We start from the raw sequence: 16,071 nt of genomic DNA, 5'->3' as shown, positions 1-16,071 counted from the left end.
CTCACCCCTGCAGCGCAGCGCCCAACAGAACGAGCCCAAGGACAAGCACCATGAGCGCCCCGGCGATTTCGATGCCGTTGGAGATCCGCGTCGCGGCCGAATCGCTCGAGGCATAGCGCACCGCGAAACCCTTGGCGGTGACGGCCAAGGTTGCGAGGATCGAAACGGTGATCGCTGTGCCGATCGACATGGCGAAAACCGAGAGCACGCCGCCGAGATAGAGCCCGTTCAGAAGCGCGAAGGAAAGCACGATGAGCGCGCCGGAGCAGGGGCGCAAGCCCACCGCGACGATCGCCGACCAGGCTTCGCTGAGCGCAAATCGGTCGCCTTTCAATAATGCCGGATCGGGGGCATGGGCATGGCCGCAGCTTGCGCAGACCTCGCCCGGCCCATGCGCATGGTCGTGATGATGATCGTGGCTGTGGCCGTGATCGTGATGGCCATGATCATCGTGGGTGTGCCCGCCGGCGAGCTGGGATGCCGAGCGTGCCAACGCGCGCAGCTTGCGGAACACCAGCCAGCCGCCGAAGGCGGCGATCAGCGCGTAGCTTGCGACCTCCAGCGAATGGGTGGCGTTCGTCATGCTGATCGAGGAACCGCGCAGTACGAGATAGACGGCGCCGATCAGCAGGATGGCGACCACGCCCTGCAGGAGCGAGGAGAGAAACGAGAGCAGCACCCCGCGCTTAAGCTCCGTCTCGTTGGCGATCATGTAGGAAGAGATGACCGCCTTGCCATGGCCGGGACCGGCGGCGTGAAAGACGCCATAGGCAAAGGAAAGGCCGATCAGCGACCAGAGCTGCCAGGGGTTCTCGCGCATGCCTTTGAGCGCGCTGGTCAGCATGCGGTAGAAGCCCTGCTGCTCCATGTTGACCCAGGCGAAGAAACCGCCGAGAAAACTGTTCGTCTGGACAGAGGGTTCGGCCGTACCGATGCCGAGCGGCGACTGTGCCATGGCCATGGTCGCGGAAAGGGCCGTCAACAACAGCGCAGCCGCGAGCGGGCGGCCGATCCGACGGGCGTTCAGCATGTGACCTCGATCCTCGTTGCGAAGAGCTTCGACATGTCGGTCCCGGTCGGATCGTTCCAGAAGGCGTCGGTGAGCGTGTCCTTGTTCTCAGCCAGCACTTCGTCCGGATCGGGGCGCACCACCTGATGCTCGCAGGCCTCGATCTTGTCGCCGACAACCGTCAGGTCCTCATCGGTCGGAAAGTCCATCGCCGTATACATGGTCGGGTCGTAGACGCCGAAGGAGAGCTTGCCCTTGAGCGGCATCGCCTCGGCCGGCTTGACCGCGAACATCATGAGGAGCTGGTTGTCCTTGTAATCGACGGTGATGCTGTCCGGCCTGTTGACCTTCACCGATTTCCCGTTATCGGAAATCGTCGTGTAGTAGTTGTATTCCGCCAGCGACTCGAGCACCGTCTGGCCCACTTCCTTCAACTCGTCGGCGTCGAGGGTGGCGTTCGAGTTCTTGTCGAAGTCGAGCACGACGCTTGCCGAGAAGAGCTCATCGAAACGCCAGACATTCCTCAATTCGCCGATCTCGCCCTTGTCGTCGGAGACGATCTCCAGGCGCGCTTCGGCGAAGATGTGCGGATGGGCGAAGGCGAGCGTGGGCGCAACGAGCGTCGCAAGGCCGGCCATGACAAGGCTTTGTATTTTCATGGAATGGAAATCCTTTCGGCCGGAGCCGTGCGAATCGTCTTCCGAATGTACTGCAAATGGGACGGAATTGGGACTTGGCACCGTGGCTTTTGGTCCCGGTGCGCAAAGACTCTAACGGGTCTTGCGAAACCAGCCGTGCAGGAAATCGACGAAGGTACGAACCTTGGTCGGCAGATAGCGGCGATGCGGATAGATCGCATAGATGCCGCGGTCCTTGGGCAGGAAATCATCGAAGAGCGTCACGAGTTCGCCGGACGAGATCTTCGGCCTGGCGATGAAGTCGGGCAGGACCGCCACTCCGATGCCGGTCACCGCGGCACGCGCTGCGGCGAGCGGGCTGTTGACCTCGATCGGCCCGCTCACCGGCACCGTGAAGGGCGAGCCGTCCGGCTCGATGAAACGCCAGTTGGAATAGGAGCGGCCGTTGGTGTCGAGGATGCACGGGACATGCGCAAGGTCGGTCGGATGCGCGAAAGGACCGGCCTTCGCCAGGAAGTGCGGCGAGGCGCAGACCAGCACCTGGAAGTCGTCGAGCTTGCGGGCGATCAGCGTCGAGTCCTCCAGCCGCGTGATGCGGACGGCGACGTCGAAGCCCTCCTCGACGAGATCGATGAAGCGGTCATCGGAGACGATCTCGAGCGACAGTTCGGGGTGCTCTCTGCCGAAATCGATCAGCGACTGGCCGATATCCGCATCGACGAAGGTCCGCGGCACGGTGATTCGGAGCCGGCCGCGCAGGTCGGAATTGTTGGCGCGCACGAGATCGGCGAGGTTGTCGATCTCCTTCAGGATCTCGGACGCCGTGCGGTAATAGGTATGGCCGGCCTCGGTGAGCGAAAATTGCCGCGTCGTACGATTGAGGAGGAGAGCGCCGAGCTCGTCTTCGAGCTCCCGCACATATTTCGAGAGCAGCGCCTTGGACTTGCCGACGCGCCGGGCGGCCGCCGAAAAGCCCTCCGCGTCCACGACATCGATGAAGGCGCGGATGCGGGTTAGGGTATCCATGATTCGTCTTTCTCTTCTCGCCTGCAGGCGCCCGCAAACTCTCGGCAATCCCGATATTTCGCGCCTCTGCCCGCACGGACCGGCGTCGCTGCGATCGTTCATTGAAAGTGAACACTGGCGCCGCTGCCCGGTCCAGAAAAATTTATGGCCGAGGCGGAAAAAACTCTTGATTACGACAGTGATTTTTCTTACCTACGCCCTTGCCCAAAGTCGCACGTGCCTGTGGGTGTCCGCCGACCCTCGATTAGGTGAGGTCATCGGTAAGGTACCTGGAACTAACCCCTCCAGTCGCTATTCCGGCCAACCGGGAAATGCGAGGACATCTTGAAGCAACGACGGTGCGGGCCTTTCTGGTGTCTGCCGGCTTTCCATCAGCCGGGGTTACTGAAGAGGCACACCTTCATTGCCGGAAGTGCGGTTGGGTTATTCCCTCCAATCCATGGCAGACAAAGCCGAATCCTAGCCTTTGCGGGCTTCGATTCATCGTTTCGCGCATCGAGCGCATGCATGGTTCCGGGGTCTCCACCGGCTGGTTCCAGAGCAAGCGCGCGTATGCCCTTTGTCCTCCACAGTTGTGGAGTTTAATGGATCGGGGAATATGGCCATGACCACCGCACGCATCATCGACTTCCTCAACACCCGACGACCCGAAGGTCCTTGCCTCGTTGTCGACCTCGACGTCGTGCGCGACAATTTCAAGGCCTTCCGTCACGCGCTGCCGGACAGCGCCATCTACTACGCCGTCAAGGCCAACCCGGCGCCGGAAATCCTGCGCCTTCTCGCCGGTCTCGGCTCCAATTTCGATTGCGCGTCCGTCGCTGAAATCGAAATGGCGCTCGATGCCGGTGCGACCCCGAGCCGCATTTCGTATGGCAACACCATCAAGAAGGAGCGCGACATTGCGCGTGCCCATGCGCTCGGTATCAACCTTTTCGCGGTCGACAGCCACGAAGAGGTCGAGAAGGTCGCGCGTGCCGCTCCGGGTGCCCGTGTCTTCTGCCGCGTGCTCACGGACGGCGAAGGCGCCGAATGGCCGCTGTCGCGCAAGTTCGGCTGCGTGCCGCAGATGGCGGTCGACGTGCTTGTCTACGCGCATCAGCTCGGCCTCGTCTCCTACGGCGTGTCGTTCCATGTCGGCTCGCAGATGACGAAGGTCGACGCCTGGGATTCAGCGCTCGCCGATGCCAAGCGCGTCTTCGTGCAGCTTGCCAAGCAGGGCATCGAGCTCAAGATGATCAATATGGGCGGCGGCTTCCCGACGAAGTATTTGAGGGACGTCCCGTCGGCCGAGGCCTATGGCCAGGCGATCTTCGGGGCGCTGAAGAAGCACTTCGGCAACAACATCCCGGAAACCATCATCGAGCCGGGCCGCGGCATGGTCGGCAATGCCGGCGTGATCAAGGCGGAAGTCGTTCTCGTCTCGAAGAAGTCGGACAACGACAATCACCGCTGGGTCTTCCTCGACATCGGCAAGTTCGGCGGTCTCGCCGAGACGATGGATGAGGCGATCCGTTACCCGATCCGCACGGCGCGTGACGGCGACGCGATGGAGCCCTGCGTGCTTGCCGGCCCGACCTGCGATTCGGCCGACGTGCTCTATGAGAAGAACATGTATCCGCTGCCGATCTCGCTGACGATCGGCGACGAGGTTCTGATCGAAGGCACTGGCGCCTACACGACCACCTACTCGGCCGTCGCCTTCAATGGCTTCGAGCCGCTGAAGGCCTACGTGATCTGATCCAGCCTGCTCCCGCTTTCTCGCGGGAGCGGCGATTTCACAATTCTTCTCTGGTCCGCCTGAAGCGGTTTTGATGACGGGAGGCCCCGATGGCCGCTGTTGTTGATACCTTGCGCGCGTTCTTCGCGCCGTCCACCTTTGTGATCGACTCCGAAAATCCGGGCGACGTCGTCGCGCGCGAAAACCTGCTCGACCGTGCCATGGGGCCCGGCCGCCGCAAAAAATCGTCGGAAAAGCTCCGCCGCGGCCGCGTGCCGGCGGAGGGGCTGGCCCTGGTCGCGCGCGACCTCGACGGCCATGTGATCGGCACCGTGCGTCTCTGGAATGTCGAGGCTGGCGTCGACCGCGAGGGCCATGCCGTGCCGGCGCTGCTTCTCGGCCCGCTTGCCGTCGATCCCGGGCATGAGGGCAAGGGCATCGGCGGCATGCTGATGCGGGCGGCGATCGAGGAGGCGAAGAACCGCGGCCATGGTGCAATCCTGCTCGTTGGCGACGCCGCCTATTACGAGCGCTTCGGCTTCTTCGCCACGCGGGCGCAGCATCTCGTTATGCCTGGCCCGTTCGAGCGCAATCGCTTCCTCGCGCTCGAACTGAAGGAAGACTGGCTCGAGGGTGCCGCCGGCATGCTCGTCGCCAGCGGGCGGAAGCTCGCCCTGCCGCCGCTTAAGCGCGCCGCCTGAGGTCTTCTCTGCCTCTCACCCTGCGGAGGCGGACAACCAGCAGCGCTCCGCCGCCGGCGGAGCGCTGCTTTCTCTTCAAGAAAGACCGGAATCGGTAGGCTCCTTGCGTCCCGGGTTCCTCAGCGCCGGGAAGGCGCAAACGTCACTCGGCCTTCGGCGATCGCATGAGAATATCCTTGCGAACAGCACGTCAGTTGGCGGCGCGTCTATAGAAAGCCAGCGATCCGGCGAGCGTCAGGAGCGCACCACCGCACACGCGGTCGAGCCAGATGGCGCCGGAGCGCTTCAGGAACCGCACCGCCTGCGAGCCGAGCAACGCATAGCCGAACATCACGGCGAAATCGATCGAAGCGAAGACGAGAGCGAGCATCGCATATTGCGGCACCTGCGGCACCGTGGGTTCGATGAACTGCGGCAGGAAGGCGGAAAAGAACAGATAGCCCTTGGGATTGGTGACCGCGACGAGGAAGCTCTTTATGAAGATCGAGCGCGGTGTGCCGGCGCCATGCGGCAAAGGCGCGGAATCCGAGGAGATGTCCAGCGTGCCGCGGGAGCGCAGCAGCATGATGCCGAGGAAGGCGAGATAGGCGGCACCCAACCATTTGACGACCGTGAACCAGAACTCGGACGCGGCGAGCAGCGCGCCGAGGCCGAGCGCCACGGCTCCGATCAGCACGAAATCGGAGAGCATGGCCCCCACCATCCCTGCCGTTGCTCGTTTCACGCCATAGCGCGAGCCATTGGTGAGCGCGAGAAGCACGGTCGGTCCGGGCGTCGCGATGCCGATGAAAGCCACAAATACGAATGCGAGGATGGTGACTTCACTCATGGTGTCCTCCCTTCAGTCGCCAAGTCGTCCCACAGCTTCGACGTGCGCGCAAGCGCCTGCGCATCACTCCACCTCCGGCAGACGCTGGAGCGGTTCCCATTGGACACTCTCGGCGCCTTGTCTTGTGGAGGCGCCGGACGAGGGGCGCCGGCCGTCCGCGAAATTGGGTGGGCGGAGCGGCCCCTGCGGTGGCATCCGAGTGTGCTTGGGCCGAAGTGGGCGCGTCCTCCGAAGGAAGGGAGGGGGCTAGGGTGAGCGCCATTGCATCCGTAAAATTCAACTACCCCGCGATATCCACCACGCCGCAATCGCCGGCGGCGGAGCCGAAGGCGAGCTGACGGCCGTTCTTGCTCCACGCCATGGCGGTGATCGCGCCCTTGCCGGGGCGGCGCAGCAGCACTTCCTTGCTGTCGGCGAAGCGGGCGGCGAGAATCATGCCGTCCTCATAGCCGATCGCGACGATATCCTCCGCCGGATGGCAGGCGACCGTCGTCACCATCGTGTTGCCCCGCGTGCCGAGTTCGAGCGGCGCCTTGCCCATCGGGCCGTCCTTTCCCTGGAAGGGCCAGACGATCGCCGCCGGGGCGCCGGAGGAGGCGAGCCATTTGCCCTTGGCGGACCAGGAAAGCGACTTCACCTTGGCGGGGTAGCCGGTCATGCGCATATGCCGCGTTTCGGCGCCGGGTTTCGCATCGAGTTTCCAGCCATGCAGCGCGTTTTCCTGCATGGTGGTGACGACGAAGCGGCCGTCCGGGGAGAAGGTAACGCCCGTATGCGCTCCCTTCCACTCGAGGTCGATCGGCTGGCCTGTCATCGCGACCCAGTGCAGCGACACGCCATTGTAGCGCGCGACCGCAATGCGCAGCCCCTTGGGAGCAAAGGCAATGCCCTCGACCGTGCGCTCCTCCGGGAATTCCCTGGTCGTGCCGTCGGCAAGGCGGACGAAGGTGGTCTTGCCATAGGCGTAGGCGACCGCGCCTTGCGGTCCGGCGGCAACTTCGGAGATCCATTTGCGTGCCGTTTCGGCAACGGGAGTTGCGGTGCCATCGGCCGAAATGCGCATCACCTTGCCGTCCTCGCCGCCGGTCAAAAGCGTGTCGCTCGCCTCGTCATAGGCGAGCGAAAGCAGGCCGTCATGGGCTTCAGTCGTCTTGTGGCCCTGGTCGAGGCGATGAATCGTGCCGGCGGCCCCGGCGAAGAAGGGGACGTTCTTGAGAAAGGCCACGCCGACGACGTGGCCTTCGAGATCGAGCGGAGCGACGGTCGGCATCAGTTGGTCAGGCTCTCTTGTTTCAGCATGATCTTATTCGGAAACCGGCAGGCACTTTCCGCTATCATGCCTGGACTTCACATGCCTTGAAGGTGCGCTCGATCTTCTCGCGGTCGAGATCGCGCCCGATGAAGACGAGCCGGCTCTCCCGCTTCTCGCCCTCCTTCCAGGCGCGCTGATGGTCGCCCTCAATGATCATGTGGACGCCCTGGACCACATAACGCTCGGCGTCGCCGGCAAAGGCGATGATGCCCTTGAGGCGCAGGATGTTCGGCCCGTCTGTCTGCGTGATCTTCTGGATCCACGGGAAGAAGCGGTCCGGGTTCATCTCGCCCCCCCTCAGCGAGATCGACTGCACCGTCACATCGTGGATCGGTGAGGGGCCATGGTCGTGGTGATGATGATCGTGATGGTGGTGATGCTCGTGATCATGATCATGGTGATGGTGGTGGTCGTGATCGCAGTCGGGCCCGCAGACATGGTCGTCATGCTCACCCTGCTCAAGGAAGTGCGGATCGTTTTCGAGTGCCTTTTCGAGGTTGAAGGCACCCTGGTCGAGCACTTTGGTGAGGTCGATCTCGGAGCGCTGCGTGCGGTAGATGCGGGCCGACGGGTTGATCACGCGCACGGTCGCCTCGATCCGCTCGAGCTCTTCCGGCGTGACGAGGTCGGTCTTGTTGAGGAGCACGACGTCGGCGAAGGCGATCTGATCTTCCGCTTCGCGGCTGTCTTTCAATCTCAGCGGCAGGTGCTTGGCGTCGACCAGTGCCACGACGGCGTCGAGCTCGGTCTTCGCACGCACGTCGTCATCCATGAAGAAGGTCTGGGCGACCGGCACGGGGTCGGCAAGGCCGGTGGTCTCGACGATGATGGCGTCGAAACGACCGGGCCGGCGCATCAGCCCCTCGACGACACGGATCAGGTCGCCGCGGACCGTGCAGCAGACACAGCCGTTGTTCATCTCGTAGATTTCCTCGTCGGACTCGACGATCAGGTCGTTGTCGATGCCGATCTCGCCGAATTCATTGACGATGACCGCATATTTGCGGCCGTGGTTCTCGCTCAAGATGCGGTTGAGCAGCGTCGTTTTGCCGGCGCCGAGATAGCCCGTGAGCACGGTGACGGGGATCGGCTTCTGCGTGGTCGTTTCGGTCATGGGAGCCTCGGTGATTGGCGATGCGCCGCGGGCATCGGTGTTGGCGTTTGATATAGGAGATCGAGCGGCGATGCGCAAATGCGATGGGGACGTTTTCGCCGCCGGTCGCTCACGCAAGATCGCTGGCGTCGAAAGCGTTCACGTCCTCGAGCAGTTCGATAACGCCCTTCACCGCATGATCGAGTAGGAGCTCGCCACGTTCGGCCGTCGCCGCGGCGGCATTGCCCGCAACGCCTTCGGGGTTCAAATCCGACATCTTCCAGCCGAAGGCATGCGGGCCGTAGGCACGCAGATGTTTGAAGCGGCGGACAAATTCGCTCTGGCGCGAAGGGAAGCGGCGGGCTTTCGTCATGTCCACCTTGTCCGGGCAGAGCGCCAGCATCACCGACGTTTCGATATCCCCGCCATGGATGTCGATCGCCTTGTCCTCAGCGCCGATCCAGCCCTCGGGCTGGCCGAAGCGCGTCCAGCTCGTCGCGACCGCAAGCATGGAGAAACGCATGCGCGCCTCGGTTGCGACAATCGTCATCAGGGGCGAGTTGCCGCCATGCGCGTTCAGCATCACGAATTTGCGGACGCCGAGCCACGCGAGGTTTTCGGCGATCCCGAGCCAGCGCGCGATCGCTTCGTCATAGGCAAGCGTGCGGGTGCCCGGTACGTCCATGTGCTCGACCGAATAGCCGACGGGTTCGACCCGCAGGAACGTCACCGGCAGGCCGTCCCGGAGCGCCGGGATTACCCGCTCAACGATGCCCTCGGCGATCAGCCGGTCGGTATCGAAGGGCAGATGCGGTCCGTGCTGCTCGTGCGCGCCGAGCGGCAGCACCGCGATCCAGTCCCTCCTTTCGAGGGGCGCGAGATCGGCGGGATTGTCGTCCCAGCGGGCTTTCGGCAGCGACATTTCTCTTCGGTCCTACGCGTCGTTTGTCGTAAAATTGTTATTTGAGTCATACAGTTCGTAATCTCAAGCGGTATTGCTATAAAGGCAATGTACGGGATTCGGCGGGAGGTCCAATGGGCAAGAAGAGCAAAGCCGAAAAGAAGGGCAAGAACGGCAAGAAGAGAGACGAGATCGTCGCCGAGGCGCATGATCACGATCTGGCGTCGATTCTCGTCCAAGCGGCGCGCTCGATGCGAACGGTGCTGTCCCGCAACCTCGTCGAAAGCGGTCTCTACGCCGGCCAGGACGGCGTCATGCTCGCGCTGGCCGCGACCGACGGCCTGACGGCTGGTGCGTTGGCGGCGAAACTCGGCGTCAAGGCGCCGACAATGACGCGCACCATCGGCCGCATGGAAGCGCAGGGCTTTCTCGAACGCCGGCCGGACAAGGACGATGCGCGGCTGACCAAAGTGTATTTGACCGGCCCCGGCCGCGACCGCCTGCAAACCATCGCGGAAGCCGGCCACCATTCCGAGAAGCTCGCGACACGCGGCCTGACCGACAAGCAGGTGCGTACGCTTCTGAAGCTCCTGCGCGTCGTCGACAGCAATCTTCAGGCCGCCCGGGCTGCAGATTGAGAGAGTAGCTGCGCGACTTCCCGATTGCAGCGAAGATTTAAACAGTTTAAAGAGGGTTTAAATCGGGCTGACACCATAAACGGGAAAATCGGGGGGAACGGTGGCGCAAAAGGTCAAGCTTTCGACAATCGCGGAAACACTCGGCCTTTCGACGGCGACGGTATCTCTGGCATTGCGCGATAGCCCGCTCGTGGCGGCAGTCACGCGCGACAAGATCAAGGAGCAGGCGCGCGCGCTCGGCTATATCTACAATCGACGCGCCGCGAGCCTCAGGACGTCGCGTTCCGGCATTATCGGCGTCGTCGTGCACGACATCATGAACCCGTTCTACGGCGAGATCCTGAAGGCGATCGAGGCGGAGCTCGATCGCGACAAGCAGACCTTCATTCTCTCCAATCACTACGATTCCGTCGAGAAGCAGCGCGATTTCATCGAGACGCTGCTGCAGCTCGGCGGCGACGGCGTGATCATGTCGCCGGCCATCGGCACGCCGGCGGAGGACATTCAGCTTGCCGAGGACAACGGCATGCCGGCTATCCTGATCGCACGCTCGATCGACGGCCTGGATGTGCCGATCTTCCGTGGCGACGACGCCTACGGCATCGCGCTTGCCACCAACCACCTGATCGGCCTCGGCCATCGCTGTATCGCAATGGTCGGCGGGACCGACCAGACCTCGACCGGGCGCGATCGCTACCAGGGCTATGTCAACGCATTGCGCAAGGCGAATATCGACGTCGATCCGAACTTGCGCATTCCCGGCCCGCGTTCGAAACAGGGCGGCTTCGAAGCCGCGGTGCATCTCCTGTCGCTGCCGCAAAAGCCGACGGCCGTTGTCTGCTGGAACGACCTCGTTGCGATCGGCATGATGAACGGTATCGCCCGTGCCGGCCTCGTCCCGGGTGTCGACATCTCGGTGACCGGCTACGACGACCTGGAGGAGGCGTCGATTGCCACCCCGGCCTTGACCACTGTCTGGAACGGCCAGGCGGAAGTGGGCCGCAGCGCCGCACGCGCGCTTCTCGACAAGCTTTCCGGCAGTCACGAACCAGACGGCATACACCTGATCAAGCCGGAAATGCGCATCCGCCAGTCGACCGGCCCGCTTCGCGTCGCCGCTTGATCGTTTCTCGCCTGCATGTTTCCTTACAGCGCCTACGACACAAGGAAGCTTGCAGCAGTGCTTGCAACCGATGCGCGTCGCTTCGACACTCTTCTAAAGAGGAATATCGATGAGCCGTCCCAGAATTCTCGTGCCCGGCAAGATCAACGAGCGCGTGCTCGAACGCCTTCCGGAGATGTTCGACACGGTGACGATCGAGCGTGCCGAGGCGGCCTTGGTGACGGCGGAGATGGCCGACGTCGCCGGCATCGCCGTTTCGGGACGCCTGCCGGTGGACCTGATGGATGCCTTCCCCGAGCTTGAAATCGTCGCCAATTTCGGCGTCGGCTATGATGGTGTCGACGTCGCGCGCGCCGCCGCGCGGGGCGTCGTCGTCACCAACACGCCGGATGTCTTGACCGAGGAAGTCGCCGATACCGCGATCGGCCTTCTCATCAATACGGTGCGCCTGCTGCCGCAGGCAGAGCAATGGCTGCGGCAGGGTCGCTGGGTTCGTGACGGCGCCTTTCCGCTCTCGCCGCTGTCGCTCAGGGGACGAAAGGTCGGGCTTTTCGGCCTCGGGCGGATCGGGCTCGCGATCGCGCGGAGGCTCGAGGCCTTCGGCCTTTCGATCGCCTATCACACGCGCACCCCGCGCGAGGGGCTCGCCTTCGCCTATCATCCAACCCTGCGGGGCTTGGCCGAGGCCGTCGATACGCTGATCGTCATCGTGCCGGGAACGCCGAGCACGCTGAAGGCGATCAATGCCGACGTTCTCGCCGCGCTTGGGCCCCAGGGTGTCCTGATCAATGTCGGCCGCGGCTCGACGGTGGACGAGGCCGCGCTTGTCGCAGCGCTTCAGAACGGCACCATCGCCGGCGCCGGCTTGGACGTCTTCGAAAACGAGCCGCACGTGCCGGAAGCGCTGCTCGCGCTTCCGAATGTTACGCTGCTGCCGCATGTCGCCTCTGCGTCGGTCGTTACCCGCAACGCCATGGCCGACCTGGTCGTCGACAATCTGAAGGCGTGGTTTTCGACCGGAGAGCCCCTCACACCCGTCGTCGAGACGCCGTTCCGGCGCGAGGGCCGATAGGGCGGGCGTCCGCGCATTATTGGGTCTTGGCCTCCCGATAAGCACGCACCGCATCGCCAAAGGCCTTGAAGAGGGCGGCCGACGGCGCGTCGGTCCGGACCCAATATTCCGGATGCCACTGGACACCGACGGCGAAGGCCTTGGCGCCGATCACCGATACGGCTTCGATCGTTCCGTCGTCGGCGACGGCCTCGACCGCAAGGCTCGGCGCGGTTGCGGCGATCGCCTGGCGATGCAGCGAATTGACCCGGATCCGCCCGGCGCCAAGAACGGGAGCCAGGCAGCTTCCCTCCTTCACGACTACGTCCTGGCGAATGCCGTAGGCGACATCGAGATCCGGCACGTCCGGCTTGCGATGGTCCCAGATGCCCGGTTGCTCCTGTATCTCGGTCGCGAGCGTGCCCCCGAGCGCCACATTGAGCTCCTGGATGCCGCGGCAGATGGCGAGCAGCGGGATGCCGCGGTCGAGCGCGCGCCGGATCAGCGGCAGGCTGGTTGCGTCGCGGCCCGGATCGAAGGGCCCGTCCGTTTCCGTCGCCTCTCTTCCGTAGAGCGACGGATGGACGTTGGAGCGGGCGCCGCTCGCCAGCACCCCGTCGACGCGATCGAGGATTTCATCGGCGTCATTGCCCGTTTCCAGCGCAGGAATTAGGAACGCCATGACCTCGGCGCCCTCGACCGCCGCGCGTACATATTGATGGGCAGCAACATGCCAGACATTGCCGTCGAATTCGCGAAAATCGCACGGAATGGCAACGACAGGTTTCGACATCGTCAGACTCCGGTTATCGTTCGGGAAAGCCTTGCCGTCAGAATCTCTTTAAAGTCAACTGCGGAGAAACGCGGGTTGTGCGCACCTCTGTTGTCGAAGGCGCGGGCCTTGGGAAAGGCAGGAATTCGCGAGCATTTCTTCAAGATCCGGTAACCATTTCGCAGGGAAATGCCTCGACGCTGGCGCAAACGCCTGACGCGGTGAAGTTGTATTATCGCTCCTCCCTATTGAAGACACCTATTCTCGGCTGTAAGGTGCAGGCATTACTTGCGCTTCATGCAATGTTCGGTTGCGCTACCGGCGCATACTACATCCCATTTGCCGGTTGTTCTGCGTTTCGGCTGATTTTACGCGGTGTTAGACGAAATCTTTCGTTAAACCCTCGATCCTAACAATCCGGCAAACCGGAGCTTAAGTTCATGATGCGCAATGAACGGGGCGCTCTTCCGACAGATATATACCTGTCGTTCGTAAGTTCGCTCTACCAACATCGCCGGACGTTGGTGATCGGCGTGCTCTCTCACGTCGTGACCTTTCTGCTTGTCTTCCTGAAGACCGCCGATGCGCTTTATCTTGGCTGCGCGGCAGCGGTCGTCGTTTTGTGGGTCCTGCGCAACCTCGACATGATGCGGTTCGACCGGCAGGATTTTTCCAATGCGGATCACGTGACGGTCAGGAAATGGGAGAACCGGTATATCGTCGGCGGCGTTGCAGTGACGCTGACCTGCGGCATCGCCTGCGGATATGCGATTGCCGTCACACGGGATGCCTTCGCCCAGCTCGCATGTATTTCGGTGACGCTCGCGTCGATGATTTCACTGGTTGGGCGCAATTACGGGTCGGAGCGGGCGGTGCTGTTGCTGTCGTCATCGGCCTGCCTGCCGATGATGATCGGCGCCTTGTCCCTGGGCGATCCCTTCATGGCCGTGCTCGCGGTGCTGTTGTTGCCTTTCATCCTGTCGACCTGGGCGATGGCGAACAATGTGCGCGCCTTCCTGTACGAGAACGTGCTTGCTGCCCGCGACGAGAACGTGCTTGCCGCCCGGGAAATCAGGACGATCGCGGGACAATTCGACACTGCGCTCAACCATATGACGCACGGCCTCTTCATGCTCGATAGCGACAATCGCGTCGTGGTGGCGAATGAGCGTGCCTGCGAACTTCTCCGTCTCGGCAACAAGGCGGAGCTCAAGGGCCGCCACCTTGATGAAGTACTCGCGCGCGGTGCTCGCGGAATGGAGCTCGATCTCCAAAAGAGCGAAAACATCGCCAGCCAGGTCGATCTCCTTATCAAGGGGAAGCGTTCGCGCGCGCTCGTTTCGCTTGCGGAAGATCTCTTGCTGGAATTCTCGGCGAGCCGTCGGGAGAACGGCGAAATCGTGCTGATTTTCGAAGACGTGACGGCGCGGGTACAAGCAGAAAGGCAGATCCTGCAGATGGTGCGGTTCGACGCACTGACCGGACTGCCAAGCCGCGATTACTTTGCCGAGCTCACCCACAACGCAGTCGCCGCCGACGCCGCGCATGATCGCGACATCGGTTTCTTGCTCATCGACATTGCCGAATTCAAGCACGTCAACGACACGAAGGGCCACGTCATCGGCGACAAGCTGCTTGAGGCGATCGCCGATCGCCTCAAGAGTCTGGCCGCGAACGAAGCGATTGCGGCACGCTTGATGAGTGACGAATTCGTCGTATTTTTCCCCAACAAGGCGAGCCGCTCCGATCTGGAGGAGCGGATTCGCGCTCTTCACGCGAATCTGCATGGCATCTATGTGGCCGGCGGCTTCACTTTCAACATGGCCATGAATGCCGGCTTCGTCATCGTGAAGAGCCACGATTTCCGCTTCGAGGAGCTGCAGATCAAGGCGGATTTGGCGCTAGCAGAGGCCAAGGCCCGCGACAACGGAGGCTGCACCGCCTTCGAGGGTGAAATGGAAGCGCGCTATCTCGATCGCCAAAAGCTCAAGAGCGATCTGCGCGCGGCGATCGGCGCGGCTGATCTCAGCGTCTCCTATCAACCGATGTTCACGCCTGACGGGTCGCGCGTCGAATGCTGCGAGGCCCTGGCGCGCTGGACCCACGCGGAGCGCGGGCCGGTGCCGCCCAACGTCTTCATCCAGCTCGCGGAGGAAATGGGGCTCGTCACAGAAGTGACGCGCTTCGTTCTCAGACAGGCTTGCCGCGACTGCCTGGATTGGCCGGGACAGGTGGCGGTGTCCGTCAATCTGTCCGTTCTCGACCTTCGCGGCGACGAAATCGTCGCGATCGTGATTGAAGCCCTGGAGGAGACCGGTCTTGACCCGGCCCGCCTGCACCTTGAAATGACGGAAAGCTGCCTGATGGACGAACCGGAGAAGGTTCAGGCCGTCCTTCACGAGCTGCGCAAACGCGGCATGACGATTGCGATCGACGATTTCGGGACGGGGTATTCAAGCCTCAGCTATCTCGATGTGCTGCCGGTGAGCGTCATAAAGATCGACCGGTCTTTCGTTCACAACATCCGCGAGGATTCGCGACGCTTCAAATTGCTGCTCGGCACGGTCAATCTCGCCCGCGCGCTTGAACTCAAGGCCGTCGTCGAGGGGGTGGAGACGACAGATCAGCTGCAGCTCATAAACGAGTACAATTGCGCCGATCTGATCCAAGGCTTTGTCTTCGCGGCTCCGATGCCGGCCTCGGCCGTGAGAACTCTTTGTGAGCAGCGAGTGCGGAAACAAACCGCAGCGACCTCCGCCGAGTTCATCGCCTAACGGCCTCAATCCTGTTAACGGCGACCGCTTGCCGCTTGCTTTGCCTCCATCGATTATGCCGCAGCTTCGCGGGCGGGTTTTCGTTGCGAATGGCCCGCGCATTGTGTATGCGGAGCTAAAGGATCGCTCGCGCGCCTGCGTGAAAGCGGCCCAAGGGTGGATCAAGGCGGACCGCCGTCGGCGGTACCGCGGCATTCTGGAGAATTGGACGATGGCAGAGCATCATTCGGGACCGGTCGAGACGGGCGCACCGATGGACTATTCCGAGCACGAGAAGACTTATACGCTCTTCATCAACGCAACGAAGTACGGCACGCTCTTCTGCGTGGCGTTGCTGATCGCCATGGCTGCCGCTTTCTTCACGACCATGGGCTTCTTCAGCTCTTTCGTGCTTTTCATCGTTCTCAACGTTGCCGGTTATTTCATGCTTCGCTAACCGGTTTTCCCGACAGGTCTGTTCGAGACGGGGGAGGAGGCTCCCCGTCTC

Annotated in this window: 15 protein-coding genes; 7 read left to right on the top strand and 8 right to left on the bottom strand. The window is 62.7% G+C overall.

Annotated features, from left to right (window positions below; all coding sequences use genetic code 11):
* Position 1 precedes the first annotated feature (1 nt).
* From M728_RS13830 to M728_RS13820, 3 genes are all read right to left on the bottom strand, one after another.
* A complete protein-coding gene (locus M728_RS13830) occupies positions 2-1,030 on the bottom strand; it encodes a nickel/cobalt transporter (protein ID WP_026620709.1) in 1,029 nt (342 codons plus the stop codon).
* Entirely contained in the window at positions 1,024-1,668 is a 645-nt protein-coding gene (locus M728_RS13825) for a DUF1007 family protein (RefSeq protein ID WP_026620710.1), read from the bottom strand. The genes M728_RS13830 and M728_RS13825 overlap by 7 nt, the downstream gene beginning before the upstream one ends.
* A 111-nt stretch (positions 1,669-1,779) precedes the next feature.
* On the bottom strand, positions 1,780-2,673 hold the full coding sequence (locus M728_RS13820) for a LysR family transcriptional regulator (protein WP_026620711.1): 894 nt from the start codon (positions 2,671-2,673) through the stop codon (positions 1,780-1,782).
* A gap of 598 nt (positions 2,674-3,271) precedes the next feature.
* Here M728_RS13820 and odc2 point away from each other — a divergent pair.
* Both odc2 and M728_RS13810 read left to right on the top strand, forming a co-directional pair.
* Positions 3,272-4,411: an ornithine/lysine decarboxylase gene (gene odc2 / locus M728_RS13815; RefSeq protein ID WP_245269695.1), complete on the top strand. Its 1,140-nt coding sequence runs from the start codon at positions 3,272-3,274 to the stop codon at positions 4,409-4,411.
* 89 nt (positions 4,412-4,500) lie between these two features.
* Complete coding sequence (locus M728_RS13810; RefSeq protein ID WP_026620713.1) at positions 4,501-5,091, top strand: GNAT family N-acetyltransferase; 591 nt, start codon at positions 4,501-4,503, stop codon at positions 5,089-5,091.
* 190 nt (positions 5,092-5,281) lie between these two features.
* Here the strand turns inward: M728_RS13810 and M728_RS13805 are convergent, their stop codons facing one another.
* The 4 genes from M728_RS13805 to M728_RS13790 all read right to left on the bottom strand — a co-directional run bounded on the left by M728_RS13805 (position 5,282) and on the right by M728_RS13790 (position 9,247).
* Positions 5,282-5,920 carry a LysE family translocator gene (locus tag M728_RS13805; RefSeq protein ID WP_026620714.1) on the bottom strand — a complete coding sequence of 213 codons (639 nt, stop codon included), beginning with the start codon at positions 5,918-5,920 and terminating at the stop codon, positions 5,282-5,284.
* Positions 5,921-6,200: 280 nt separating this feature from the next.
* Positions 6,201-7,190: a WD40 repeat domain-containing protein gene (locus M728_RS13800; RefSeq protein ID WP_026620715.1), complete on the bottom strand. Its 990-nt coding sequence runs from the start codon at positions 7,188-7,190 to the stop codon at positions 6,201-6,203.
* 64 nt (positions 7,191-7,254) lie between these two features.
* Complete coding sequence (locus tag M728_RS13795) at positions 7,255-8,346, bottom strand: GTP-binding protein (RefSeq protein WP_026620716.1); 1,092 nt, start codon at positions 8,344-8,346, stop codon at positions 7,255-7,257.
* 109 nt (positions 8,347-8,455) lie between these two features.
* Positions 8,456-9,247 (bottom strand): creatininase family protein, encoded by a 792-nt coding sequence (locus tag M728_RS13790; RefSeq protein WP_026620717.1) that lies wholly within the window; start codon positions 9,245-9,247, stop codon positions 8,456-8,458.
* 113 nt (positions 9,248-9,360) lie between these two features.
* Here M728_RS13790 and M728_RS13785 point away from each other — a divergent pair, with 113 nt between their 5' ends.
* The 3 genes from M728_RS13785 (at position 9,361) to M728_RS13775 (ending at position 12,059) form a co-directional block, all read left to right on the top strand.
* Positions 9,361-9,864: a MarR family winged helix-turn-helix transcriptional regulator gene (locus tag M728_RS13785; RefSeq protein WP_026620718.1), complete on the top strand. Its 504-nt coding sequence runs from the start codon at positions 9,361-9,363 to the stop codon at positions 9,862-9,864.
* Between the two features lie 100 nt (positions 9,865-9,964).
* Positions 9,965-10,987: a LacI family DNA-binding transcriptional regulator gene (locus tag M728_RS13780; RefSeq protein ID WP_026620719.1), complete on the top strand. Its 1,023-nt coding sequence runs from the start codon at positions 9,965-9,967 to the stop codon at positions 10,985-10,987.
* Between the two features lie 109 nt (positions 10,988-11,096).
* On the top strand, positions 11,097-12,059 hold the full coding sequence (locus M728_RS13775) for a 2-hydroxyacid dehydrogenase (RefSeq protein ID WP_026620720.1): 963 nt from the start codon (positions 11,097-11,099) through the stop codon (positions 12,057-12,059).
* A 16-nt stretch (positions 12,060-12,075) separates the two neighbouring features.
* On the opposite strand, the gene M728_RS13770 is transcribed toward M728_RS13775, so the two are convergent.
* On the bottom strand, positions 12,076-12,831 hold the full coding sequence (locus M728_RS13770; protein WP_026620721.1) for a gamma-glutamyl-gamma-aminobutyrate hydrolase family protein: 756 nt from the start codon (positions 12,829-12,831) through the stop codon (positions 12,076-12,078).
* 419 nt (positions 12,832-13,250) lie between these two features.
* On the opposite strand from M728_RS13770, the gene M728_RS13765 reads away from it, so the two are divergent.
* Together M728_RS13765 and M728_RS13760 are read left to right on the top strand one after the other, a co-directional pair.
* Positions 13,251-15,584, top strand: coding sequence for a bifunctional diguanylate cyclase/phosphodiesterase (locus tag M728_RS13765; RefSeq protein WP_026620722.1), 2,334 nt, complete (start codon positions 13,251-13,253; stop codon positions 15,582-15,584).
* Positions 15,585-15,795: 211 nt separating this feature from the next.
* Positions 15,796-16,020: an aa3-type cytochrome c oxidase subunit IV gene (locus M728_RS13760; protein WP_026620723.1), complete on the top strand. Its 225-nt coding sequence runs from the start codon at positions 15,796-15,798 to the stop codon at positions 16,018-16,020.
* Positions 16,021-16,071: the final 51 nt, after the last annotated feature.

Origin of the sequence: Ensifer sp. WSM1721 (genome assembly GCF_000513895.2) — a bacterium.
In the GTDB taxonomy this organism is placed as follows: domain Bacteria; phylum Pseudomonadota; class Alphaproteobacteria; order Rhizobiales; family Rhizobiaceae; genus Sinorhizobium.
The sequence above is the reverse complement of the archived record's forward strand: the minus strand, read 5'-3'. Positions and strand labels throughout refer to the sequence as shown.